Raw genomic sequence first — 23,225 nt, forward strand, 5'->3', positions numbered from 1 at the left:
AAAATACTACTATAATTTATAGTAGTTGTCAATAGAAGCCTCACAATAGTCTTGACAATAGGGATAAAATACTATAAATTACAGTATATGCTTTTGGTTTATTTTATTTGTAGTCTGTAAAATATGGAGAGGTAAAATATGATGGCAACGATTGATTTGATAGTTTTAGGAATGTTAAAAAAAGAACCTATGGGGGCATACGATATCCAAAAGTTAGTAGAATATCGAAATATATCTAAATGGGTAAAAATCAGTACCCCGTCTATTTATAAAAAAGTTATTCAACTGGAAAAAAAGGGACTTATTAAAGGAGAAGTCGTAAAAGAGGGAAAAATGCCCGAGAAATCAGTGTATACTTTAACGGAAACGGGAGAAAAAGAGTTTGAAAAGTTGATGTTAGAGATTGCAGGGAAGCCCATACATCTTTTTTTGGACTTTAATGCTGTAATTGTAAATTTAGACAGTCTATCTCCCAAAATGCAAAAAGAATGTATCAACAAAATTAAAGAAAATATAGGTATTCTTAAAATGTACTTAGCACAAAATCTGCAAGAAAAAGAAAATATACCGAAAATACCCAAAACAGGAATAGCTGTTTTAAAGCAGCAAATGGTTTTAGTTAATACAATCGAAGAATGGATTTCATCATTAGAAGAAACTTTTTAACAATTAACTGCAATAAGACCACGGAAATTCAACAGACGATGTCTGTTAAATTCCATGGCCTTATTGTTTGATATGCAAATTGAAACGGAAAATTTCCACATTTTATTTCTCATTATTTATCTCTCGACATAATCATCAAAAGAATACCTCTTTCAAACTCCACATACACTGTATCTTCCTGCATTTCATTACTAATACCTATACCATCATCATTTGTCATGGTATATTTCAAAAGAGGGTATTTAAAGCCTTTTAATGTAATTCCTTCCACTTTTTCACTCATTGCCAGAAAAGAAATATATTTCCCAAAGCTGTCCTGTTTTTTTACAGAAAAGGAACTGTCCCACACAGTAATGACATTCTGGCTGTCAATAATCCACGCTTTTGCTCCATATTTTAAAGGCACTTGTAAAGACTGCAAATTCCCCATATAATGGTCTAATCTTCCTCCTGTTGCCCCTAACAGGAAAATCCTCTTACTCCCCAGCTTTAATGCCAGTTCCAGACCTATTCTCGCATCTGTGGCATCTTTTTCCGGCTTATATCGCTGCACCGGAATTTCCTTCTGATTTTCATAGAAATCCAGCACCTTTTTATCAATACTGTCAAAATCTCCTAGAATATACTGAGGATAAATCTGATTTCTGTAACAAAATTCCAAGCCTTTATCAATACCGATAATACAGTCGGGCTTGATTTTTTCCAATGCTCTTTTTGCAGTTTCTTCTTCTAAAAATCCGCCACATATCAGTACGGTATTCATTATCTTTCCATAATTCCTTTCAGTTCTTTGACATTTGCATCAACATCACCTTGAAAAACAGCAGAACCGGCTACAATAATATTTGCTCCGGCATCCACTACCTCCTGAATGGTATTTTTGTTAATTCCACCGTCAACCTCAATATCCAAAGTCAGATTTCTTTCCTTTGCCATTTCTCGTATCTGACGCACTTTATTTGCACAATAAGGAATATATGCCTGTCCTCCAAATCCCGGATTAACTGTCATAATCAACACCATATCCACGATTTCCAGTACATTTTCCAGTACGTGCACGGAAGTAGCCGGATTGATGGCAACACCCACCTTGCAGCCTTTTTCTCTGATAAGACGCAATGTTCTGTCCAAATTTGGACATGCTTCTACATGAACGGTAATCAAATCTGCTCCTGCCTTTGCAAAGTCTTCTATCAGAGCTGTTGGATCCAGCGCCATAATATGGACATCAAAAAACAAATCTGTTCTTTTTCTGATAGATGAAATCACCGGAATTCCCATAGAGATAGACGGCACAAACTGCCCGTCCATAATATCAATATGAAGCCAACGTGCACCAGCTCTTTCGACTTTTGTAATCTCCTCACCCAGATTTGAAAAATCTGCCGCCAAGATAGACGGGGATAACTGATATTCCATTTCTAATACCTCCTCTTTTCCTCTAATTCTCTATACATTTCTAAATAATTTTCGTATCTTTTTCGACTGATTTTACCATTCTCTAAAGCTTCTTTTACCATACAGCCCGGCTCATGGGTATGGGTACACCCCTGAAATCTGCAGCTTCCCTCATAATCCTGAAATTCAGGAAAATAATAACGAAGCTCCTCTTTTTCCATGTTTTCCACATAAAAAGAAGTAAATCCCGGTGTGTCCATAAGATATGTTTCCTGCCACAATTCAATAAGCTGGGAATGTCTTGTGGTGTGACGTCCTCTTCCAAGCTTTTTACTGATTTCTCCCGTTTCCATGTCGATACCGGGAGCAAGCAAATTTGTCAGTGAAGATTTCCCAACACCGGAAGGGCCCGCCACCGCTGTGGTCTTACCGTTTAAAACAGCACGAAGCTCATCAATTCCCTTTTCCTTGCTTGCACTGGTAAAGATGACAGGATAACCGCATCTTTGATAAATCGTCTTGATTTCCTCTATTTCTTCCGGCAGCGCCAAATCCTCTTTATTGATACAAATCAGAACCGGAATTTCCTGTCGCTCCATAGTCACTAAAAATCGGTCTAGTAAGGACAGATTTGGATTTGGCTCTTTTGCGGCAAAAATAACCAGAGCCTGATCAATATTTGCCACAGCCGGACGGATAAGAGAATTTTTTCTGGGTAAAATATCTACAATATTTCCCAGTTTCTTTTCTTCATCTAAAATTTCTATTTCTACCAAATCGCCTACCAGCGGCTTCATTTTTTCTTTTCTGAAAATTCCTTTTGCTTTACATTCATATAATTCCGACTCTGCTGTTACATAATAAAAGCCGGCAATTCCTTTTATAATTCTTCCCTGCATTGAACCTACCTGTATTTCTTTATAGCTTTTCTAGTTATATCACATTTTCTGTATACTGTAAATATTATATACTCTTTAATTTCCATTATCGTTTTGTTGGCTCTGAAATAAATTCTAATTTTAGCCTCATTCCCATTCCTTTTGCTAATCTTTTAATCATATCAAGGCTAGGGTTACGTGTACCGTTTTCAATACGACTAATATCTGCCTGCGTTATCCCTGTCTTTTCTGCTAATTCCTTTTGTGTCATATTTCGCTCTTTTCTTGCTGCTACCATTGCTCGAATAATATCAAATTCCGGAGACATATTTTCATATTCTTCTCTAAACTCTTTATCCTCAAGCTGTTCGTCTAAAAAATCACGAAATTCACTCATTATTTTCACCAATCCTTTCAAGAACAATCTCATTGTATGTCGTATACAACATATTTGTCAAGAAATTTATCCGAACATGCAAAATGGGACAGGATTAAAAATCCTGCCCCAACTATCGGCATAAATTTTCTTATTCTTGTTTAAATTCTAACTGATACTGATATAAAACTTTATAATTTCCATCAGCCTGCATTTCATCGAAATACAATGTTCCTTCGGAAACGCCTTCTTTTCCTACAATTCTTCCTACATTGTAGCCGCCTTTTTCACTGAATTCCAGCACCTTATCGGAAAGAATAACTTTTCCTCCGCTACTCTGGCTGCCGTCTCCGTCCTGTACCAGACGAAGGCGTACCTGACCACCCTGATAATTGCTTGGTTTTTCAATGTTGACGTCTTCCGGTGTAGCCCACTGTCCGGCTTCTACGCTTTCGCCATTCTGTGTCTCTCCACTTCCATTGGAAGCAGCATTTTTATTCAGAACCTTAATTGTTACAGAAGTTCCTGCCTCTACACGATTTCCTGCCTTTGGAGTCTGTGCATATACTTCACCTTCTCCGACACCGGCATTTTCATCATAAGCTTCTTCCACTGTTACAATCAGTCCTTTTTTCTCTAAGGTTGCCTGTGCATCTGCTGCTTTTACTCCACGAACATTTGGTATGGATACCATTTCATCGCCGGAACCGATGCTGACTGTAATTGTCACTTCTGTGTCTTTGGAAACAGAAGTACCTTCTTTTGGATTTACAGAAATAACTTTACCTACTGCTACATCTTCGCTTTTTGTCTTTTCAATCGTTACTTTGCTAAGTCCCAACTGCTGTAATTCAGCCTGAACATCGCTTAAAGCTTTTCCGGCAAGTCCTGTTGGAATAGTAACCTCTTCCTTTTCTTCAGACTTTCCTGTGCTGACGTAATAAGTAACCTTTGTATTTTTCTCTACTTTTGTTCCTGCTTTCGGCTCCTGACGAGCAATCATACCTTCCGGTACTGTATCAGATGCTTCTTCGCCGCCTTTTTTCAGTCCCAGATGCTTTGCATTTAACTCTTTTAACGCATCGTCTTCAGATTTTCCTACAATATCAGGAACTTCCAGTTTTTCATCCTCTTTTTCCTGTGTCTGCTCTACCTTTGGCTTCTCTGTCTTTCCGCTTCCGCCTTTAATCAAGCCTGCTGCGGATGCAATCATATAGATAAGGATGCAGATAATAATACCGCCGATAATCAGACCGCCGATGGTCATTGCCTTTTCCAGCTTGGTGTTAATTCCGCCACGTTCTTCATCGTCATCATCTTCGTCTTCCTCATCCTCATCGTCCTCTTCATGTCTGCGGCGACGTTTTTTAGATGGTTTTTCAAAGATTTCTTCGTCCTCATCATCTTCATCGTCTTCTTCATCATTATAGATAGAGGATGGCTGTGTATAAGCGCTGTTCTGAATTTCTTTCATTTCATCCGGTGTAATCATAATGGTCTGTGCATGATTACTTAACGGAGTCAGATTTACGAAGTTTCCGTTTGGATCAATCAAAGAATGTTTTAAATCGTTAATCAGCTCTGCCAATGTACTGTATCGTCTGTCAGGACTTTTCTGTGTACATTTTAAGATAATCTCTTCCAGACTGTGAGGTAGCTCTGCCACATACTGAGACGGAGGAACCATCTCATCCTGTAAATGCTTAATGGCAATGGCAACCGTTGTGTCTCCGTCAAAAGGCACTCTGCCTGTCACCATTTCATACATGGTGATACCCAGTGAGTAAATATCGCTCTTAAAGTCACTGTAACCGCCACGTACCTGCTCTGGAGAACTATAATGAACAGAACCCATTGCATTGGTACTAATAGTATTTGATGATGCCACTCTGGCAATACCAAAGTCTGTTACTTTCACCTTTCCATCTGTGGAAATGATAATATTCTGCGGTTTAATATCACGATGTACGATATTTCTATTATGTGCTGCTTCTAACCCCATAGAAACCTGAATTGCTATACTAGTGGCTTCTTTTACTGTAAGCTTCCCTTTTTTCGAAATATAGTCTTTTAAGGTAATACCCTCTACCAATTCCATTACAATATAGTTAATGCCTTTATCCTCCCCAACATCAAAGACATTTACTACATTAGGATGCGCCAGACCTGCTGCTGCCTGAGCTTCTCTTTGAAATTTCCGTATAAAATTTGTATCTGCGCTGAATTCCGGCTTCAGCACCTTCATCGCCACAAAACGGTTTAGTTTATGGTCTTTTGCTTTATAAACATCCGCCATACCGCCGGAGCCTATACAGCCCACAACCTCATACCGTTCACCTATAATTATTCCCATATTTAACATATTTCCACCTCTTTTGTGTCTGGCTGAACCAGCACTACTGCTATATTATCTTTACCGCCGTTTTCATTTGCCAGAGAAACAAGACGCATTCCCATTTCCCTTAAATCCCTGCTTGTATTTGCAATTCTCCAGATTTCCTCATCAGAAACCATATTAGACAATCCATCTGAGCATAATAGTAAGGTACTGTTTTCCTTTAAATGTATGTCAAAAAAGTCTACCTCTATCTCCGGACTAATACCGATTACCCTTGTAATCTTATTCTTATCCGGATGATTTTGTGCTTCTTCTTTCGTCAGCAATCCTCGTCTTACTAATTCCTGTACAAGGGAATGATCCTTTGTAATCTGAGTAATCCGATCCTCTATGAGATACAGTCTGCTGTCACCTACATTAGCTACATAAGCATAGTCATCTACAACAGTAACAAGTACCATGGTCGTTCCCATTCCTGACATATCTGCATGTGTTCTGGCTTTCTCAAGAACCTTACGATTTGCTTCTTCTATTGCGCTGCGGATAATCTTTATGGGATTTTGATTTTCATCTTCTAAAACAGAATGAAGAAATGTCTGAACGGCAAAGCTGGAAGCAAAATCTCCTGCATTATGCCCTCCCATTCCATCTGCAACGATAAAAAGATTTGGCAAATTTCCTACCGGCTCCTCAGATGCAAACACAAAGTCCTGATTTACCTGACGTTTCTGTCCCACATCAGTTACAGAATATGATTTCATCTTACGAGTCCTCTTTCTTATCGATATAACTTTTCCTTAGCTGTCCACAGGCCCCGTCAATATCCCGGCCCATTTCCCTTCTAATAGTAACATTTATTTGGTATTTTTCAAGTTTATTTTTGAAATTCTCTATAACTTTTTTGTCTGACTGCACGTAATCCCGCTCCTTAATGGGGTTTACAGGGATTAAATTCACATGACAATTCAGCCCCTTAATCAGCCGTGCCAGCTCCTCTGCGTCCTCTTTTGTGTCATTCTTTCCGCCTACAAGGCTGTATTCAAAGGTAAGTCTTCTGCCGGTTTTCTCAAAATAATTCCTGCACGCCTCCAACACTTCTTCAATAGAATATTTATTGGCTATGGGCATCAGCTCTGCACGCTTCTCCTGATTGGAAGCATGAAGGGAAATCGCCAGTGTAATCTGCAAATTTTCCTCTGCCAGTGCGTACATTTTCGGCACAATGCCACAGGTAGATACAGTGAGATTTCGCTGACTGATATGCAGACCGTTTTCATCTGTCAGAAGTCGGATAAACTGCAATAAATTTTCATAATTGTCAAGAGGTTCTCCTGTTCCCATCACGACTACATTGGAAACACGCTCTCCCGACAGCTTCTGAATACGATAAATCTGTTCCAGCATTTCTGACGGGAGCAAATTTCTTGTCCAACCGCCAATGGTAGATGCACAAAATCTGCATCCCATTTTACATCCTACTTGAGAAGAAATACACACGCTGTTTCCGTGTTTATATTTCATCAATACGCTTTCCACTACATTTCCGTCAGGAAGGGCAAAAAGATATTTCTGTGTTCCGTCTATTTTTGAAGTCTGCACTTCCAGCATTTTCAATGTAGTCAGTACACAGCGCTCTTTTAATTTTTCCCGAAGGGCTGCGGACAGATTGCTCATTTCATCAAAGCTCTCTGCCTGCTTTTGATGCAGCCATTCATAAATCTGCTTTGCACGAAAAGCCTTTTCTCCCATTTCAATCATCACATTTTTTAGCTGTACCAGACTTAGGGATTTTATTTCTATCTGTTCCATTCTGTTTTCCTCTTTAATCTCGCAATGAAAAATCCATCACAATCATGTACTCCCGAAAGAAGCTGTAAATATCCTTCCTTTGTGGTATCGCTTCTCAGTTCTTCGCAGAGATAATCATCAATACTTTCTAATTCATAAGGGTAATTTTCCACAAACCAGCGGACATTTTCAATATTTTCTTCTTTGTTAATGGTACAGGTACTATAAATCAATGTACCGCCCGGTTTTACATAAGTAGAAGCCTGCTCCAGAATTTTTCTCTGCAAATTTACCAGCTCTGCAATTCCGTTCTGTGTGATATTGTATTTAATGTCTGTTTTCTTTCCGATTACGCCCAGACCGGAGCAGGGTACATCCGCAATAAGAATATCTGCCTTTTCAAAAGACTCCGAGTCTAACTGCGTGGCATCCTTTTCTGTTACCACTACATTTAAAAAGTTCTGACGAATGGCATTTTCCCTTATGAGGTCTGTCTTTGTTCTGCTGATATCTCTGGCATCTATCCGCCCTGTTCCTTTTAACTTATCTGCAATGCACAAAGTCTTTCCGCCCGGCGCTGCACATAAATCAATGACATAATCTCCCTCTTTTGGATCTGCCACTTCACCTACCAGCATGGAGCTGACATCCTGCACCTGAATGTTTCCCATGCGAAAAGCTTCCAAAGCAGGAAGATAATCATAGTCCTTTATATAATAGGCATTTTCCACATACGGAGCCGGTTCCACTGTTACCTTCTGTCTTTTCAGGCTGTCCAGTACAGCTCCTTTATCTACCAGATGCTGACGAATACGAATGGTCGTAGGTTTTTCCGTTAAAAACGCCTCCAACATCTTTTCCGTCTTTTCAAATCCATACTCTCCCAAAAATTTTTCTACCAGCCATTTTGGCATGGAATATAAAACAGAAAGATATTCCACCGGCTGATCTTTTTCCGGAAAATGGATACTGCCGTACTCTCTTGCCACTTTTCTCAAAACACCGTTGACAAAACCTGTCAGATTATAAAACCCTTTTTTTCTTGCCAGCTTTACCGCTTCGTCGCAAACTGCGCTGTCCGGCACGTTGTCCATGTATAAAAGCTGATATACGCTGCTTCTTAAAATTTCACGGATAACCGGTTTCATCTTTTCCACAGGTACGGAAGAATACTGGTCTAAAATATAATCTAAACGCAGCTTGTATTCTAACGTTCCTTCGCAGACTCTGGTAAGAAAAGCTCTTTCCTGCTTTTCCAGATATTGATATTTCTCTAATGTACTGCGGATAACCAGATGGCTGTGCTGTCCTTCTTTATTGATTTCCAGCAAAATCCCCAGTACCAATTCTCTTAAATTTACCTTATTTACCATACTCTATCTAATCCTCTAATTCTTCTATCCAAGGATTTCTCCTTCCGAAACGGAGTAGCCTCTTAAGAAAGCTGCCGCATCCATGCGTTTCTTTCCTTCTAACTGAAGCTCACGAATTTTCAGCAGTCCTTCCCCTGTCTGTACGCAAATACCGTCTTTTTCGATTTTTACGATTTCACCCGTCTGTCTGTGGGCAGTATCCTCTAAAACCTCTGCTTTCCAAAGCTTTAACATTTTCCCATGAACTTTTGTATAAGCGCTTGGCCATGGATTTAAACCACGGATTAACTGCTCGATTTCTTTTGCTTTGCAGTCCCATTTAATTTCTCCCATACCTTTGCTAATCATGGAAGCATAAGCAGTTGTACTTTCTTTTGGCTGTTTTACTCTCACTGCTTTGCCTTCTTCCAAATCCTTTAAAACCTTTACGCAAAGCTTTGCTCCCGCTTCGCTTAACTTATCAAACAGGCTTCCTCCTGTCTCGTCTTCTGCAATAGGTACAACCACTTTATCCATCATATCTCCGGTATCAATTCCCTCATCCATCTGCATAATGGTAACGCCGGACTCTTTGTCTCCGTTAATAACAGCCCACTGAATAGGCGCTGCTCCTCTGTATGCCGGAAGTAAAGAAGCATGGACGTTCACACATCCGAAACGAGGCATTTCCAGAATTTCCTTTGTGATAATCTGACCAAAAGCAGCTACCACAATTACATCCGGTTTTAAGCCTCTTAAAGTTTCGATAAATTCCGGTTCTTTTGCTCTTTTGGGCTGATATACCGGCAAATCATATTTCAAAGCCACTTCTTTTACCGGTGTTGGCATGAGGTTTTTTCCTCTTCCCTTTGGCTTATCCGGCTGTGTTACTACGCCAACTATCTCATAACCGCTTCTTACAATTTCTTCTAAGGTTCCCGTTGCAAAATCGGGTGTTCCCATGAAAACTACTCTCATTCTTCATCCTCCTCATAGCTTGTGTGATGAAGCTCGCCTTCCACCAATTCTGTATATAATCTTCCGTGAAGGTGGTCTGTTTCATGGCAGATTGCTCTTGCCAAAAGCTCTTCACCTTCTAAAATAAATTCCTGCATATCTTCATCAAAGGCTCTTACTTTCACATAATTCGGGCGTGTTACCACTCCTGACATTCCCGGAACGCTCAAGCATCCTTCTTCTCCTGTCTGAGAACCGGAGGTTTCTATAATTTCAGGGTTAATCAGTACAATGGGGTCTTCTCCCGTAGTGTCAATGACTACAATCTGTTTTAAAATTCCCACCTGAGGCGCTGCCAATCCTACTCCGTAAGCTTCATACATAGTATCAAACATGTCGTCAATGAGCTCTCTGATTTTCGGAGTCATTTTCTCTACCTTTCTGCACTCTTTTGTAAGTATATCGTCACCCTGTGTTCTGATTTGTCTTAATGCCATTTTTTCTCTCCTTTTCTAAACGTTAAAATCAAATTGTATATAAATGTCCTGAAAACCTTTATTTACTGCAATATATTTTTCCAGTGCATCTTTTAGCCTGACCAGAATTTCTCTGTTTTCATGGCGCATATATAAAACCATTTTATAATAGTCCTGCACCTTTGCAACTGTTTCGGGAGCAGGTCCTACTAAAATCAAATCTTCTTTTTTATATATTTTTTCTATATATTTTCGGCAGTATTCCATTGCCTGTTTTAATAATTCTTCGTTTTTACAAGAGCCTCTCACTGCTGTCATAAAAGCAGCCGGCGGGTAATCCATCAAAAGGCGATAGCCAATCTCTGCCTGATAAAAAGCTTCATAATCCTGCGCTGCCGCCGCCAAAATACTGTAATGCTCCGGATGATAGGTTTGAATAACCGCCTCACCCTTTTTTCGACCTCTTCCTGCCCTTCCTACTGCCTGTAAAAGAAGCTGAAAGGTCTTTTCAGACGCCCGATAATCTTCACTGTATAAGGATAAATCAGCTGCCAAAACACCCACAAATGTTACATTCGGAAAATCATGTCCCTTTACAATCATCTGCGTACCAATGAGAATATCTGCTTCCCCTGCCGCAAAGGCAGACAGCACCTTTTCATGTCCACCTTTGTTTTTTGTGGTATCTGCATCCATGCGGAGAATTCTGGCATCAGGGAAGCTTTTCTTCAGCAGCGTTTCTATCTGCTGCGTTCCTGCCTTAAATCCTCCAATATAAGGAGAGCCGCAGGACGGACAGGTTTTTACCTGTGGTATCTCATAGCCGCAGTAATGACAAATCATCTTTCCGTTTCTGTGAGCAGTAAGAGAAACATCACAATGGGGACATTTCACTACATAACCGCAAGACCTGCAACTGACAAAACCTGTATATCCTCTCCTGTTGAGGAATAAAATGCTTTGCTCTTTTTTTTGTAATCGTTCTTCAAGCTTCTCTGTCAGTACATGGCTGAAAATCGAACGATTTCCAGTCTTTAATTCTGCTTTCAAGTCTACGATTTCTACCTCTGGAAGCTCTTTTCCTCCATATCTCTCATTTAGATATAAAAGCTGATATTCACCTGCTTTTCCTCTGTAATAGCTGTCTACACTGGGAGAAGCAGAACCCATAACTACCCTTGCACTTTCCATTTTCCCTCGCTGGACAGCGGTTTCTCTTGCATGGTAGCAAGGTGTTTTCTCACTTTTATAGGAGTCCTCATGCTCCTCATCAATAATAATCAGTCCCAGATTTGGAAAAGGTGTAAACAAGGCAGAGCGTGGACCAATGACAACGGAAATTTCTCCCTTTTTTGCCCTTTCAAACTGGTCAAAACGTTCTCCCACAGATAAACGGGAATTGATAACAGACACACAGGAGCCAAAACGGCTGTAAAACCGCACTACATTTTGATAAGTCAAGGCAATCTCCGGAATAAGTACAATGACCTGCTTTCCCTGTTTTAATACAGCCTCTATAAGCTCCATATAGACCTGTGTTTTGCCGCTTCCCGTCACCCCTTTTATAAGGCAAGGACGAGGCTGCTCCTGCTGCCATTCTTTGAAAATCTCGCTCACAACTTCCTTCTGTTCCTTGGAAAGCTGGTACTCATATCCCCTTTGTGCATCTTTCGGTACAGGAGTACGATACAATCGTTCTCTTTCAACAGCAATCAGCTTCTTTTCTTCCATTCCTTTAATCACTGATGAGGAAAGCTTTAAAGTGTCCATTGCCTCCTTATATTCCAGCACCTGATTTTCTAAAAGTGCTTCCATAAGACGGGCTTTTGCCAGATAATGCTTCCTTGTAAATTCTTCCAGATAAGTCTGCCCTTCTTCCTTTGAAATCAGAAGTCGTATATATTTTTTTTCTTTTGCAGAAGCTTTTTCCTTTACTAAAAGCACGGTTTTTAATGCCTGATTAACGGTAGAGCCATAGTTTTTGGCAATCCAGCCTGCAAGGGCAATCAAATGAGACTCAATTTCAATCCCCTGTGTGACAACCTCCAAAACAGGCTTGATTTTCTCCGGTGAAAGCTTCGGTGTATCTGAAATTCCAATGACATAACCGCTTATTTTTCTGTTTCCGTTTCCAAAGGAAACCAGCACTTTTTTTCCGATTTCCACCTGATTTTGCAAATTCTCCGGAATTTCATACTGAAAACTTTTATCCAGCTTTTCCTGAGAAATGTCTACGATAATATCTGCATAAACTTTACTCATTTATTCTGTTTATCTTCTTCTAAGATTTCCTGAATAAGCACACGCTCATCCATAGGATATTTTTTGCCCTTAATTTCCTGATAGTCCTCGTGACCTTTTCCTGCCAAAACTACAATGTCGCCCGGCTGTCCGTGATGAATGGCATAGGCAATGGCCTCTTTTCTGTCAATGATTTCCACATATTTTCCGTTTGTCTTTCCAATGCCGATTTTAATATCATCAATAATCTCCTGCGGTTCTTCATCACGGGGATTATCCGAAGTAATAATGGTTAAATCTGCCAGTTTACCGGACACTTCTCCCATTTCATAACGGCGGAGCTTGGAGCGGTTGCCTCCACATCCGAATAAACATACCAGACGATTTGGTTTATACTCTTTTAGCGTTGTCAAAAGGCTCTCCAGACTCATGGCATTGTGTGCGTAATCAATCATCAAGGTAAATTCATCAGAAACTTTTACCATCTCAATTCTGCCTTTTACCTTTGCCTGCTTTAACGCTTTTTGAATATTCTCCGGCGTTACGCCGAAATGTCTGCACACGGCAATGGCGGTCAGAGAATTGTATACGCTGAAGGCTCCCGGCAAATCAATTTCCACAGGAAAATTCATCAAGCCTTTTACATCATAGGCAATTCCAAGTGTTCCTTTTCCTGTTACCAGCTTTGTGTTTTCTGCTCTTAAATCTGCCTTTTCGGAAAATCCGAAGGTTTCCACCTGACAGGTATGTCCCTCTAAAATCTCATCTAAATGGTCTGCATCTGCATTAAAAATACCCACCTTGCACTGCTTAAACAGAAGCGCCTTGCAGTGAAGATAATCTGCAAAGTCCTTGTGCTCATTTGGTCCGATATGGTCCGGCTCAATATTGGTAAAAATACCGATATCAAATTGAAAACCTGCTGTTCTGTGAAGCATCAAACCCTGAGAAGAAACCTCCATAACCACGCTGTCGCAGCCTGCCTCTACCATTTCTGCAAAGTATTTCTGAACCAGATAAGACTCCGGTGTGGTATTGGCAGAAGGAATTTTCTTCTCGCCGATAATGGTTTCAATGGTTCCGATAAGTCCTGTTTTATGACCGGCATTTTCCAAAATGGACTTTACAAGATAGGTTGTGGTTGTTTTTCCTTTTGTTCCCGTAATTCCTATGGTCTTTAATTTCTCTGCCGGATGTCCGAACCATGCGGCGGAGATACATGCCATGGCATAACGGCTGTTTTCCACCTGAATAACGGTTACTTCTTCCGGCACTTCCACCTTATCCTGCACAATTAAAACAGCTGCGCCTTTTTCTGCCACATCTTTGGCATAAGCGTGTCCGTCTGAAACCGCACCTTTTATACAGAAAAACAGACAGCCTTTTTCTGCTTTTCTGGAGTCAAATGTAATATTTGTAATTTCTTTATCCATTGTACCCTGAAGACACTGATATTCCAGCTTCTCCAGTAAATCTGCTAATTTTTTCATATTTTCATATTCCCCTTTCATAATCGGGTGTAGAATTTATCTTTCTCTTTAGAATAACACAAAAACAGGAGAAGGGGCAAGCCCCTCTCCCATGCCTTGCAGATTTTTAATAAAACCATTATTCTTTTATTTTTATTTTATATTTTTCCAGCCAGTAATTCACTTGCAGCATATATGCCAGCATCTGCGGTCCTGCCATAAGCTGGCCATACCATGGTTTTCCGTAATCGGAAGGACTGCTTAAAAACCGCTTTACCTTCTTTTCATCCAAAAACTGTTTTACAGGGGCATCCGGTCTTGCCAGAACACCTTTTAATTCTTCTCCCAGTAGCTTTTCATAGAAAGGATTATAGGTTTTTGGATAAGGACTTTTCTTTCTCCATAAAACGTCCTTCGGCAACAAGCCCTCGCCCGCAAAGCGCAGCAGCCCTTTTACCGTATGATTTCTATATTTCATATCCCATGGAACATTCCACAAATACTGCACAATTCTCTCATCTGCAAATGGCACTCTTGCATCCAAGCCACAAGCTCGGCTGGTTCTGTCCATTCTGTCTAAAAGTGTTGCCATAAACCATTTCAGATTTAAATAAGAAATCTCTCTTCGCCTTTTTTCTCTGCCTGTTTCACCTTCCAGCGCCGGTGTATCCTCTATGGTTTTTTCATAGGCTTCTCTTGCATACTCTTCCATAGGAAGACGCTCTATCCATGTATCTGCCAAAAGTGTCTGACGTGGCTTCATATCAAAAGACCATGGGAAAGCTCTCATAGCAAAGCTCTCTTCCTTATAAAACCAAGGATAGCCTCCGAAAATCTCGTCTGCCCCTTCCCCTGTTAAAACCACTTTTCTTTCCTTTGCCGTCTGTTCGCAAAAGTACAGCATTGAGCCTTCCACATCTGCCATACAAGGCAAATCTGCCGCATCCACGGCTTTATACAGATAAGCCACCAAATCATCATTGTCACATTCCAGATATCGATGCTTTGTGTCTGCATACTGTACCATTTTTTCTACCCATGGTCTGTCCTGACTGGGCTGAAACGCATTTGCCTTAAAATATTTCCGGTTTCCTTCAAAGTCAAAAGAAAAGGTATCCAGCTGCTGCCCCTGTCTTTTCAGTTCCTTTGCACAGATTGCCGTTACCAGACTGCTGTCTATCCCTCCTGACAAAAAGGTACTCACAGGGGTATTCGCCTGCATCTGACGTTTTACAGCATCTTTGAGCAACCATGCTGTTTTTTCCACAGTTTCAGGAAAAGAGTCTTTATGCTTAAAGCTTTCTAATTTCCAATATATGCGCTTTTGCAGTTTTCCCTCTTGAAAAACTACATATTGTGCCGGAATCACCTCTGAAATTCCCTGAAAAATATCGGCAGTGCGGCTTTTCGCAGGCCCCAGTGCAAAAATTTCACACAGTCCCTCCGTTGTTACAACAGCCTCTATTCCCGAATTTTCCAGCACGTCTTGAATTGTCGAGCCAAAGAAAATCTTATTTTTAAATAGGGTATAATACAGCGGTTTTACTCCTATTTTATCTCTGCAAAGTATAGCCTTTCTTTCTTTTCCATCCCAAAGCGCCAGAGCAAATGTGCCGTTTATTTTTTTAAAGAAGTCTTCTCCGTATTCTCGGTATCCTTTTAAACATATTTCCGGCACATCTCCCTTTACAATGAAAATTCCTCTGCCGGTTAATTCTCTTTTTAATTCCTCGAAATTGTATATTCCTCCGTCAAAAACAAGCTTATCTTCTGAAGTTTCTAATGTAAAATCAAAAAATCCTCTCATGTCCCTGCTCCTTTACTGAATAATGGGCTGATATTGTTTTCCTTCCAAGGCAGCCTTTGCCGCCGGAATTAAAAGATTGGTATGAGCAATCATAGAATTGGGCTTTTTCTCTGCGTTGTCCTGCCCAAAAGGTACAAAATAGATATTTTTTGCATTCATTAAAAGCCCGATATTTTTCATATTCATTCCCAGTGCATCATTGGTGGAAATGGATAACAGCAGCGGTTTTTCATTTCTCAGATGTGCCTTCGCCGCCATGAGCACCGGCGTATCGGTAATGCCGTTTGCCAGCTTTGCAATGGTATTTCCCGTGCAAGGCATGATAATCAAAAGGTCGAGAAGGTTTTTGGGTCCGATGGGCTCTGCCTGTGCAATGGTTTTCATAATTTTCTTTCCTGTAATTTCCTCTGCCCGTTTTACGAAATCCTCTGCATTTCCAAAACGGCTGTCTGTTTTCTGTGCAGAATTTGAAAAAATCGTCTGTACCTCTGCACCTTCCAAAACCAGATTTTCCAATTCCGTAAATAATTTTTTATAGGTACAGAAAGAACCGGTAATCGCCACTCCAATCTGTTTTCCTTTCAATTCCATAATATCTCCCTCCAAACAACTATTCCCTTTTTCCTTTCCTTTTTATCAGCTTTCCTAAAATTTCTGCCGAAGATTTCGGCGCATAGCTTCCCGGAAGTCCTGGAAGCAAAACAGCCTGTATTCCCTTTTCCTTTGCAGCCCCAAAATCCACGCCGCCGGGAGCAGACGCCAAATCTAAAATCAATGCTTTCTTAGGCGCATACTCCAGCAATGCCTTTGGAAGAACCATTGCCGGAATTGTATTAAAAATATAGTCTGCCTGTTCTAAATAAAGAGGAAATTTCCCCTTCTCTATGACTTCATCTGCCAACAAAGCAGCCCTCGCTTTTAATGCTTCTTCTTTCTCATAAACAGCCACATAGCAGCCCATTCTCTTTAAATAAGAAACCAAGGTGCTTCCGCATCTGCCATATCCCAAAACAATACAAAAACTTTTATATAAATTTCTGTCACTTCTTTTCATTGCCTCTGCCAGCGTACCTTCTGCCACAGCAACAGTATTCTCCATAACCGTGCGGCAGTCCTTTAAATAATCCACGCAAATAATTCCTTTTTCCTCTGCTTTCTTCAAAAAACTTGTGGGAATTCCTCCTGCAAAAAGCTTGCAACCCTCAGGTGCGTATTCTAAAATTTTTTCCAAAGACAAATCTTCTTTTTTCTCTTTCGAAAATATCTCTCCCCCTTTTAAAAAGGGAACAGGCGCAGCTATGACAGCAGCATCCTTTAACGCTTCTTTTAAAGAAGCTGCCTTGCTTCCATGAACACAGTTCACCGCATAAGTCACAACCTCATAGCCCTCTTTTTCCAGAATTTCCGCCAAATAAGCCTGACGCTTATCTCCTCCGATTACTGTTGCTTTATTTAAACAGAATTTCAATTTAATTCCAAAACCTTTTTCTTTTATGGTATGCCGAAAAATAAGATTGGTTATCCCATGATTTTATTGACAAAAAAGTGAAAAAAATGTAGAATGAACATTGTTCAACACAAAAGAAAGGACTTATTGATTATGAAACGATATTTGAATTTTGCATTTTATTATTTCCTGTTTGCTATGGCAGGAGGCGTTTTTTATCGGGAATTTACAAAGTTTTTAGACTTTTCCGGAAAAACCACCTTATCACTGGTACATGTGCATCTTATGGTTTTAGGTACTTTCCTGTTCCTGCTCCTTGCATTGTTTACCAGACACCTGAATCTTGAGGAAGAACGTTCTTTTCGCAGATTTCTCATTCTTCATTCCATTGCACTGCCTTTTATGGTTATCATGATGCTGGTTCGTGGTGTTTTACAGGTTTTGGGAACTTCCCTTTCCTCCGGTGCAAATGCTGCGATTTCCGGAATTGCAGGAATTTCTCATATTCTTATGCTAATTTCCTTCCTGCTGCTGTTTCATGCGCTGAGAAAATGCAGTGAATAAATAATATATCAAAAGAATTATTGACCATACCGGATTTATACTTTTTCGGTATGGTTATTTTTTACACATAATTAATATTGCATCTATTCGTCAGTGCGTATATAATATTTATTATAATTATTTAGGAGATTATTATGGATTATATATCAGTAAAAGAAGCTGCACAGAAATTTCAGCTTTCTGAAAGACGAGTACAAAAGCTTTGCGAAACAAATAGAATTGATGGATGTACTATGGTAAGTGGTATTTGGTTAATTCCTGCTATGGCAAAAAAGCCTTCTGATGAAAGATTATCCTCTGCACCAAAATCAGAAGACGATTTAACATTAAAAGAATTATGTGAAGAATTATCTATTTCTACTGCTACCGGAAGAAATTGGATAAAGCTTGGAAAATTAACTCCGGAATGTACCGATAAAAGAACACCTTACTTCTCAAAAAAATATGTTGCCCAATTATATGCAGAACTTCATTCAGGAGAAAATAAAGCCTTAAAAAGTAGAAGAAATAAAAAATTCATATCTGGCAATTCCCTATATAATTCTTATGTATCAGAACAATGTCAGAATATACAATCCTTACAAAAACTATTAGATTTAATAACTGCTAGGAACATTGATTTAGATGTCTCAATTATTCAATTATTGGTTGCTGATTGTGCTTTACATTTATTCTTATACAAACAGGAATTGCAAATGGAGAAAAGCCCAAATTTGTTGTTACAATTTTTAACCGAACAATTCTCTATCGGCGAATATGATAAATTAATTCGAAACCTGATTGATGATACTGAGACAGCAATATCTTTTTGCAGAACTCATTCTTCCATTTTTAACATAGAATATGTATATGAACCTACTGAGGACATATTAGGTTTAATCTACATTTCCTGCAAAAATATAGGAAACAGAAAAGCTACCGGTTCTTATTATACACCGACAAAGGTTGTCAAAAATCTCATAAGTAAGCTTGATTTCCAAGCCACGCCAAAAATATTGGACCCTTGTTGCGGAACAGGAAACTTTCTTCTACAATTACCGGACCATATTCCATTTGACTCAGTATTTGGCAATGATATAGATACAGTTAGTGTCAAAATTACAAGGCTTAATATGGCTCTTAAATATGACGTACCTGTCTCATCTATTTGCGAACATATTACTGCGTTTAATTATCTAACTGAATATACAAATACAGGTTTCCGTTACATTATTGGTAATCCGCCTTGGGGATTTGAATTCTCCGTAAGCGAAAAAAATAAATTAAGAAAATTATTTAAAGCTACTTCCGGTAAAAATATAGAGTCATACGATATTTTTATTGAGCAATCCCTTAATCATCTTTCAGATAACGGACATTTAGCATTTATTCTTCCTGAAGCCATACTGAATGTAAAAGCCCACACTAATATCAGAGAAATCATACTAAAAAACTGTTCCATAAAAAATATCGATTTCTTAGGAAATGCTTTTGACGGAGTTCAGTGTCCTTGTATCCTTCTTGATTTGCAATGTACACGTTCCCCTCTATCCACCCTAGGCATGAATGTAAATACAGGCTCTGATGCCTTTACCATAAACCTAGAACGTAAAGTTACATCCAAATATTTTAGTTTTACAACAACAGATGCGGAATATCAGGTACTTAATAAAATCAAAACTATCAAAAATGCTTCTTTCCTATTGGGAAACGCTGACTTTGCTTTAGGCATTGTAACCGGCAATAACAAAAAATATATTTCTAATGTAAAAACCAGTGAAAACGAAATGGTATTAAAGGGCGCTGATATTCTTAAATATCATATCAACACTACAACAAATTACATTACCTTTGAGCCTGAAAACTTCCAGCAAGTTGCACCCACAGAAATATACCGTGCACAAGAAAAACTTCTGTACCGTTTTATAAGCAATCAATTTGTTTTTGCCTACGATGATAAACAAACACTTTCCTTAAATAGCTGTAACATCGTCATACCTAAAATACCGGGAATTAAAATAAAATATGTATTAGCAATACTAAACTCAAGAATTGCACAGTTCATTTATAAAAAAGAATTCAATTCAGTAAAAATTTTACGCTCTCATATTGAAAACATCCCTATTCCTTTCATAGATGAAGCAGCACAAGATAAAATCATTGCCATTACTGATAAACTGATTGCCGGACTCAGTTCAGAGGAAACCATCCACGTTTATAATGAACTAGATGCACTAATTGCGGAGATTTTCAATCTTAATCCCTCAGAAATAGAGATTATAAAAAAAGCCGTAGACGGAGAAAATAAATTTTTACTATAATGCAAATAAGAGCCAATGTTTATAAAAAACACGGCTCTTATTCGTTATTTTCCTTTTCTCTTTACTTCATTGAGGACATCTCTCTCATTAACCAAGAAAGGGGAAAGTTCTTCTTCTGTCATAAAAACTTGTCCTTCAAATATCTGTGCTCCATCAACGCCTGTATTTTCATTTCTATGTTGAGGACTTAGTTTTCCGGTCTTCTGTAATTCATCACTTGTAAGTACCCAATATAATAAGTCGTCTCGGCAAACACCAATCCAAATAAATATGTCACAGCAAGAAGGTTTTAACTGCTGGTAATGATATTTAAACGAATTCGTTGTAGCTTCTGTATGTAAATATGCTCTGCTGGCAAGACTGCCACTTGTCTTTGTACTATTAGCTCTGCAAGCTTTTACCTCTACCCTTATCCCATCAAGCCATAAATCAAATTCTCCGTCAAAATCGGGATATATAGAAGTCATATTTTCTTTTGTTGCCTTTACAAATTCTGGAAATAAACTAAGAATATGTTTCTCTCCCCATGTTTCTCCAAAAGTACGTGGAGCCATCTCAAACAAATCCAAATATTGATTTCTCTTAGCATACGCATCCTGCAATTCCACATATTTTTCATACGTTATTGTTTGTGTAGCCAGCAAATACGCAAATATTCTTCCTTCTGTACTAAAAGGAAATATGGCTTTCTCTTTCTTAATCATTTCTATAACGTTTTTATTTCCACCCGATTGTTTCAAAAGCTCATCTAATTGCTTTCTTAATTCTCTCATTTATCCTTTCCTTCTCTGTAAAATTTCCTCAACCCAATATCTTTTCTCTTATGACAATCTTCCTTTAAAATCCTCATATCCAAAGCTTTTCACCAGTTTCATTTCCCCGTTCCTGTCTCTCCAGACAATATCCGGCAGAGGCATTCCGTTAAAGGTATTCGTCTTCACCATGGTGTAAAGAGCCATATCCTCAAAGACTACCAAATCCCCTTCTTTTAAAGGAGCATCAAAGGAATAATCGCCCATAACATCCCCTGCAAGACAGGTAGGACCTGCAAGCCTTACTGTACAAGCTTTTTCCCCTGCTAAACCGCTGTCCTTTACAGGAGGACGATACGGCATTTCCAGAACGTCCGGCATGTGACAAGCTGCGGAAGTGTCTAAAATGGCAATATCCATTCCGTTATGTACCACCTCTAAAACCTGTGAAACCAGAAATCCTGCATCCAGCACCACTGCTTCTCCCGGCTCTAAATAGACTTCCACATCATAGGTTTCTTTTAAATGGCGCACCATTCTGATTAAAGCATCTACGTCATAATCTGCTTTTGTAATGTGATGTCCGCCGCCTAAATTCAGCCATTTCATCTGATACAGATATTTGCCGAATTTTTCTTCCACTGCTTTTAAGGTAATTTCCAAAGCATCTGCTCCCTGCTCGCAGAGGGTATGAAAATGCAGTCCGTCTAACTCCGAAAGCAGTTCTTCCTCAAAGTTTTCCAAAGTGGTTCCCAAACGGGAAAAATCAGCACAGGGGTCATAAATCGCATGACCTTCCTGTGTGGAGCACTGAGGGTTAATGCGAAGTCCTACGGATTTCCCTGCTGCTTTTGCTTTTTTCGCAAATTTTTTAAACTGTGTGGGAGAATTAAATACCACATCATCTGCGTATTTTAAAATTTCATCAAATTCCTTTTCTCTGTATGCAGGAGAAAAGACATGAGTTTCCTTGCCGAATTCCTCACATCCAAGCTTTGCCTCGTAAAGTCCGCTTGCCGTAGTCCCTGCCAGATATTCTCTCATAAGAGGATAAGCATAAAACATGGAAAATGCCTTCTGTGCCAGCAATATTTTGCATCCGCTTTTTTCTGACACAGATTTCAAAATTTCCAGATTATGCAAAAGCCGTTTCTCATCTACCAGAAAATACGGTGTGGAAAATTCGTTTTTCTCTCCCCCGCTCATTAGTCCACCAGTACCGGTGTATGAGTTTCTTTCCATGGAAGTCCCCATTTATTTAATGCGTCCATAAACGGGTCTGGATCAAACTCTTCAATGTTGTGAACACCCGGTTTATTCCATTTACCTGTCATAACCATCATCGCACCAATCATAGCAGGTACACCGGTGGTATAAGCAACTGCCTGAGAACCAACCTCTTTATAACATTCTTCATGGTCGCAAATGTTGTAAAGATAATAAGTTTTCTCTTTTCCGTCCTTTTTCCCTTGAAAAATACATCCGATATTTGTCTTTCCTTTTGTACGAGGTCCTAAAGAAGCAGGGTCAGGAAGCACTGCCTTTAAGAACTGTAACGGAATAATTTCTTTGCCTTCGTACATAATCGGTTCAATGGAGGTCATTCCAACATTTTCCAAACATTTTAAATGTGTCAGATAACTCTGTCCGAAAGTCATAAAGAAACGAATTCTTTTAATTCCCGGAATGTTAAGAGCCAGACTTTCAATTTCTTCATGGTGAAGCAGATACATATCTTTTTCTCCCACGCCTTCAAAATTGTATTCTCTCTTAATTTCCATAGGCTCTGTTTCTACCCAATGACCGTCTTCCCAGTAAGAGCCTTTTGCAGAAACCTCACGAATGTTAATTTCCGGATTAAAGTTTGTCGCAAATGGATAGCCGTGGTCTCCGCCGTTGCAGTCTAAAATATCAATATAGTTAATTTCATCAAACTCATGTTTTAACGCATAAGCGCTGAATACACCTGTTACACCCGGATCAAAACCGCTTCCTAAAAGAGCTGTAATTCCTGCTTCTTCAAATTTTTCTCTGTAAGCCCACTGCCAGCTATATTCAAATTTTGCTGTATCTTCCGGCTCATAATTGGCTGTATCAATATAATGTGTCTTTGTTGCAAGGCAGGCATCCATAATGGTAAGGTCCTGATAAGGAAGAGCCAGATTTAAAACCACATCCGGTTTTACTTCATTAATCAATGCAATCAGTTCGTCTACATTATCTGCATTTACCTGTGCAGTAGTGATTTTTGTCTTTGTTGTTCCCTGTAATTTTTCTTTTAACGCATCACATTTGGATACTGTACGGCTGGCAATACAAATTTCTTCAAATACCTCGCTGTTCTGACAGCATTTGTGAATGGCTACGGATGCTACGCCTCCGCATCCGATAATCAACGCTTTTCCCATGTTTTTTT

21 protein-coding genes are annotated in these 23,225 nt (G+C 39.3%); 3 read left to right on the plus strand and 18 right to left on the minus strand.

Translation table 11 applies throughout. From position 1 onward, the window contains the following. Positions 1 to 141 precede the first annotated feature (141 nt). On the plus strand, positions 142 to 666 hold the full coding sequence (locus CGC63_RS10905; RefSeq protein WP_172620992.1) for a PadR family transcriptional regulator: 525 nt from the start codon (positions 142 to 144) through the stop codon (positions 664 to 666). A gap of 112 nt (positions 667 to 778) precedes the next feature. On the opposite strand, the gene CGC63_RS10910 is transcribed toward CGC63_RS10905, so the two are convergent. The 15 genes from CGC63_RS10910 to CGC63_RS10980 form a co-directional block, all read right to left on the minus strand. Continuing rightward, positions 779 to 1,429, minus strand: a complete 651-nt coding sequence (locus CGC63_RS10910; protein ID WP_003019814.1) for a thiamine diphosphokinase — start codon at positions 1,427 to 1,429, stop codon at positions 779 to 781. Further along, entirely contained in the window at positions 1,429 to 2,085 is a 657-nt protein-coding gene (gene rpe / locus CGC63_RS10915) for a ribulose-phosphate 3-epimerase (RefSeq protein ID WP_003019811.1), read from the minus strand. Before rpe ends, CGC63_RS10910 begins: the two co-directional genes overlap by 1 nt. A gap of 2 nt (positions 2,086 to 2,087) precedes the next feature. Continuing rightward, complete coding sequence (gene rsgA / locus CGC63_RS10920) at positions 2,088 to 2,963, minus strand: ribosome small subunit-dependent GTPase A (protein WP_003019806.1); 876 nt, start codon at positions 2,961 to 2,963, stop codon at positions 2,088 to 2,090. Positions 2,964 to 3,048: 85 nt separating this feature from the next. Next, complete coding sequence (locus CGC63_RS10925) at positions 3,049 to 3,339, minus strand: helix-turn-helix domain-containing protein (protein ID WP_040351142.1); 291 nt, start codon at positions 3,337 to 3,339, stop codon at positions 3,049 to 3,051. A gap of 130 nt (positions 3,340 to 3,469) precedes the next feature. Next, a complete protein-coding gene (gene pknB / locus CGC63_RS10930; protein ID WP_003019800.1) occupies positions 3,470 to 5,680 on the minus strand; it encodes a Stk1 family PASTA domain-containing Ser/Thr kinase in 2,211 nt (736 codons plus the stop codon). After that, on the minus strand, positions 5,674 to 6,417 hold the full coding sequence (locus CGC63_RS10935) for a Stp1/IreP family PP2C-type Ser/Thr phosphatase (protein ID WP_003019796.1): 744 nt from the start codon (positions 6,415 to 6,417) through the stop codon (positions 5,674 to 5,676). Before CGC63_RS10935 ends, pknB begins: the two co-directional genes overlap by 7 nt. A 1-nt stretch (position 6,418) precedes the next feature. After that, entirely contained in the window at positions 6,419 to 7,465 is a 1,047-nt protein-coding gene (gene rlmN, locus CGC63_RS10940; RefSeq protein ID WP_003019795.1) for a dual-specificity RNA methyltransferase RlmN, read from the minus strand. After that, entirely contained in the window at positions 7,453 to 8,817 is a 1,365-nt protein-coding gene (gene rsmB, locus CGC63_RS10945; protein ID WP_003019792.1) for a 16S rRNA (cytosine(967)-C(5))-methyltransferase RsmB, read from the minus strand. The genes rlmN and rsmB overlap by 13 nt, the downstream gene beginning before the upstream one ends. A gap of 24 nt (positions 8,818 to 8,841) precedes the next feature. Continuing rightward, positions 8,842 to 9,774, minus strand: coding sequence for a methionyl-tRNA formyltransferase (gene fmt / locus CGC63_RS10950; protein WP_003019789.1), 933 nt, complete (start codon positions 9,772 to 9,774; stop codon positions 8,842 to 8,844). Then, on the minus strand, positions 9,771 to 10,250 hold the full coding sequence (gene def, locus CGC63_RS10955; RefSeq protein ID WP_003019786.1) for a peptide deformylase: 480 nt from the start codon (positions 10,248 to 10,250) through the stop codon (positions 9,771 to 9,773). The genes fmt and def overlap by 4 nt, the downstream gene beginning before the upstream one ends. A 15-nt stretch (positions 10,251 to 10,265) precedes the next feature. Further along, complete coding sequence (gene priA, locus CGC63_RS10960) at positions 10,266 to 12,491, minus strand: replication restart helicase PriA (protein ID WP_003019783.1); 2,226 nt, start codon at positions 12,489 to 12,491, stop codon at positions 10,266 to 10,268. Then, a complete protein-coding gene (locus tag CGC63_RS10965; RefSeq protein ID WP_003019780.1) occupies positions 12,488 to 13,981 on the minus strand; it encodes a UDP-N-acetylmuramoyl-L-alanyl-D-glutamate--2,6-diaminopimelate ligase in 1,494 nt (497 codons plus the stop codon). The genes priA and CGC63_RS10965 overlap by 4 nt, the downstream gene beginning before the upstream one ends. A gap of 97 nt (positions 13,982 to 14,078) precedes the next feature. After that, positions 14,079 to 15,746, minus strand: coding sequence for an asparagine synthase (glutamine-hydrolyzing) (asnB, locus tag CGC63_RS10970; protein ID WP_003019778.1), 1,668 nt, complete (start codon positions 15,744 to 15,746; stop codon positions 14,079 to 14,081). 12 nt (positions 15,747 to 15,758) lie between these two features. Continuing rightward, positions 15,759 to 16,337: a dipicolinate synthase subunit B gene (locus CGC63_RS10975; RefSeq protein WP_009246363.1), complete on the minus strand. Its 579-nt coding sequence runs from the start codon at positions 16,335 to 16,337 to the stop codon at positions 15,759 to 15,761. A gap of 19 nt (positions 16,338 to 16,356) precedes the next feature. Beyond that, on the minus strand, positions 16,357 to 17,214 hold the full coding sequence (locus CGC63_RS10980) for a dipicolinate synthase subunit DpsA (protein ID WP_003019772.1): 858 nt from the start codon (positions 17,212 to 17,214) through the stop codon (positions 16,357 to 16,359). 93 nt (positions 17,215 to 17,307) lie between these two features. Here CGC63_RS10980 and CGC63_RS10985 point away from each other — a divergent pair, with 93 nt between their 5' ends. Both CGC63_RS10985 and CGC63_RS10990 read left to right on the plus strand, forming a co-directional pair. Further along, the gene (locus CGC63_RS10985; protein WP_003019769.1) at positions 17,308 to 17,757 is read left to right on the plus strand and encodes a DUF2871 domain-containing protein; all 450 of its coding nucleotides are present in this window, start codon (positions 17,308 to 17,310) and stop codon (positions 17,755 to 17,757) included. A gap of 134 nt (positions 17,758 to 17,891) precedes the next feature. After that, on the plus strand, positions 17,892 to 20,057 hold the full coding sequence (locus tag CGC63_RS10990) for a TaqI-like C-terminal specificity domain-containing protein (protein ID WP_003019767.1): 2,166 nt from the start codon (positions 17,892 to 17,894) through the stop codon (positions 20,055 to 20,057). Between the two features lie 44 nt (positions 20,058 to 20,101). On the opposite strand, the gene CGC63_RS10995 is transcribed toward CGC63_RS10990, so the two are convergent. The 3 genes from CGC63_RS10995 to CGC63_RS11005 are packed head-to-tail and all read right to left on the minus strand — an operon-like array spanning position 20,102 to position 23,217. After that, positions 20,102 to 20,830, minus strand: coding sequence for a hypothetical protein (locus tag CGC63_RS10995; RefSeq protein ID WP_003019764.1), 729 nt, complete (start codon positions 20,828 to 20,830; stop codon positions 20,102 to 20,104). Between the two features lie 48 nt (positions 20,831 to 20,878). Beyond that, complete coding sequence (nspC, locus tag CGC63_RS11000; protein ID WP_003019761.1) at positions 20,879 to 22,015, minus strand: carboxynorspermidine decarboxylase; 1,137 nt, start codon at positions 22,013 to 22,015, stop codon at positions 20,879 to 20,881. Further along, positions 22,015 to 23,217, minus strand: coding sequence for a saccharopine dehydrogenase family protein (locus CGC63_RS11005; protein WP_003019759.1), 1,203 nt, complete (start codon positions 23,215 to 23,217; stop codon positions 22,015 to 22,017). Before CGC63_RS11005 ends, nspC begins: the two co-directional genes overlap by 1 nt. Positions 23,218 to 23,225: the final 8 nt, after the last annotated feature.

Origin of the sequence: Blautia hansenii DSM 20583 (genome assembly GCF_002222595.2) — a bacterium.
Taxonomy (GTDB): Bacteria; Bacillota; Clostridia; order Lachnospirales; family Lachnospiraceae; genus Blautia; species Blautia hansenii.

Coding starts and splice junctions, on each gene's coding strand:
- CGC63_RS10905 (WP_172620992.1), top strand. CDS start 142: ATGGCAACGATTGATTTGATAGTTTTAGGAATGTTAAAAAAAGAACCT.
- CGC63_RS10910 (WP_003019814.1), bottom strand. CDS start 1,429: ATGAATACCGTACTGATATGTGGCGGATTTTTAGAAGAAGAAACTGCA.
- rpe (WP_003019811.1), bottom strand. CDS start 2,085: ATGGAATATCAGTTATCCCCGTCTATCTTGGCGGCAGATTTTTCAAAT.
- rsgA (WP_003019806.1), bottom strand. CDS start 2,963: ATGCAGGGAAGAATTATAAAAGGAATTGCCGGCTTTTATTATGTAACA.
- CGC63_RS10925 (WP_040351142.1), bottom strand. CDS start 3,339: ATGAGTGAATTTCGTGATTTTTTAGACGAACAGCTTGAGGATAAAGAG.
- pknB (WP_003019800.1), bottom strand. CDS start 5,680: ATGTTAAATATGGGAATAATTATAGGTGAACGGTATGAGGTTGTGGGC.
- CGC63_RS10935 (WP_003019796.1), bottom strand. CDS start 6,417: ATGAAATCATATTCTGTAACTGATGTGGGACAGAAACGTCAGGTAAAT.
- rlmN (WP_003019795.1), bottom strand. CDS start 7,465: ATGGAACAGATAGAAATAAAATCCCTAAGTCTGGTACAGCTAAAAAAT.
- rsmB (WP_003019792.1), bottom strand. CDS start 8,817: ATGGTAAATAAGGTAAATTTAAGAGAATTGGTACTGGGGATTTTGCTG.
- fmt (WP_003019789.1), bottom strand. CDS start 9,774: ATGAGAGTAGTTTTCATGGGAACACCCGATTTTGCAACGGGAACCTTA.
- def (WP_003019786.1), bottom strand. CDS start 10,250: ATGGCATTAAGACAAATCAGAACACAGGGTGACGATATACTTACAAAA.
- priA (WP_003019783.1), bottom strand. CDS start 12,491: ATGAGTAAAGTTTATGCAGATATTATCGTAGACATTTCTCAGGAAAAG.
- CGC63_RS10965 (WP_003019780.1), bottom strand. CDS start 13,981: ATGAAAGGGGAATATGAAAATATGAAAAAATTAGCAGATTTACTGGAG.
- asnB (WP_003019778.1), bottom strand. CDS start 15,746: ATGAGAGGATTTTTTGATTTTACATTAGAAACTTCAGAAGATAAGCTT.
- CGC63_RS10975 (WP_009246363.1), bottom strand. CDS start 16,337: ATGGAATTGAAAGGAAAACAGATTGGAGTGGCGATTACCGGTTCTTTC.
- CGC63_RS10985 (WP_003019769.1), top strand. CDS start 17,308: ATGAACATTGTTCAACACAAAAGAAAGGACTTATTGATTATGAAACGA.
- CGC63_RS10990 (WP_003019767.1), top strand. CDS start 17,892: ATGGATTATATATCAGTAAAAGAAGCTGCACAGAAATTTCAGCTTTCT.
- CGC63_RS10995 (WP_003019764.1), bottom strand. CDS start 20,830: ATGAGAGAATTAAGAAAGCAATTAGATGAGCTTTTGAAACAATCGGGT.
- nspC (WP_003019761.1), bottom strand. CDS start 22,015: ATGAGCGGGGGAGAGAAAAACGAATTTTCCACACCGTATTTTCTGGTA.
- CGC63_RS11005 (WP_003019759.1), bottom strand. CDS start 23,217: ATGGGAAAAGCGTTGATTATCGGATGCGGAGGCGTAGCATCCGTAGCC.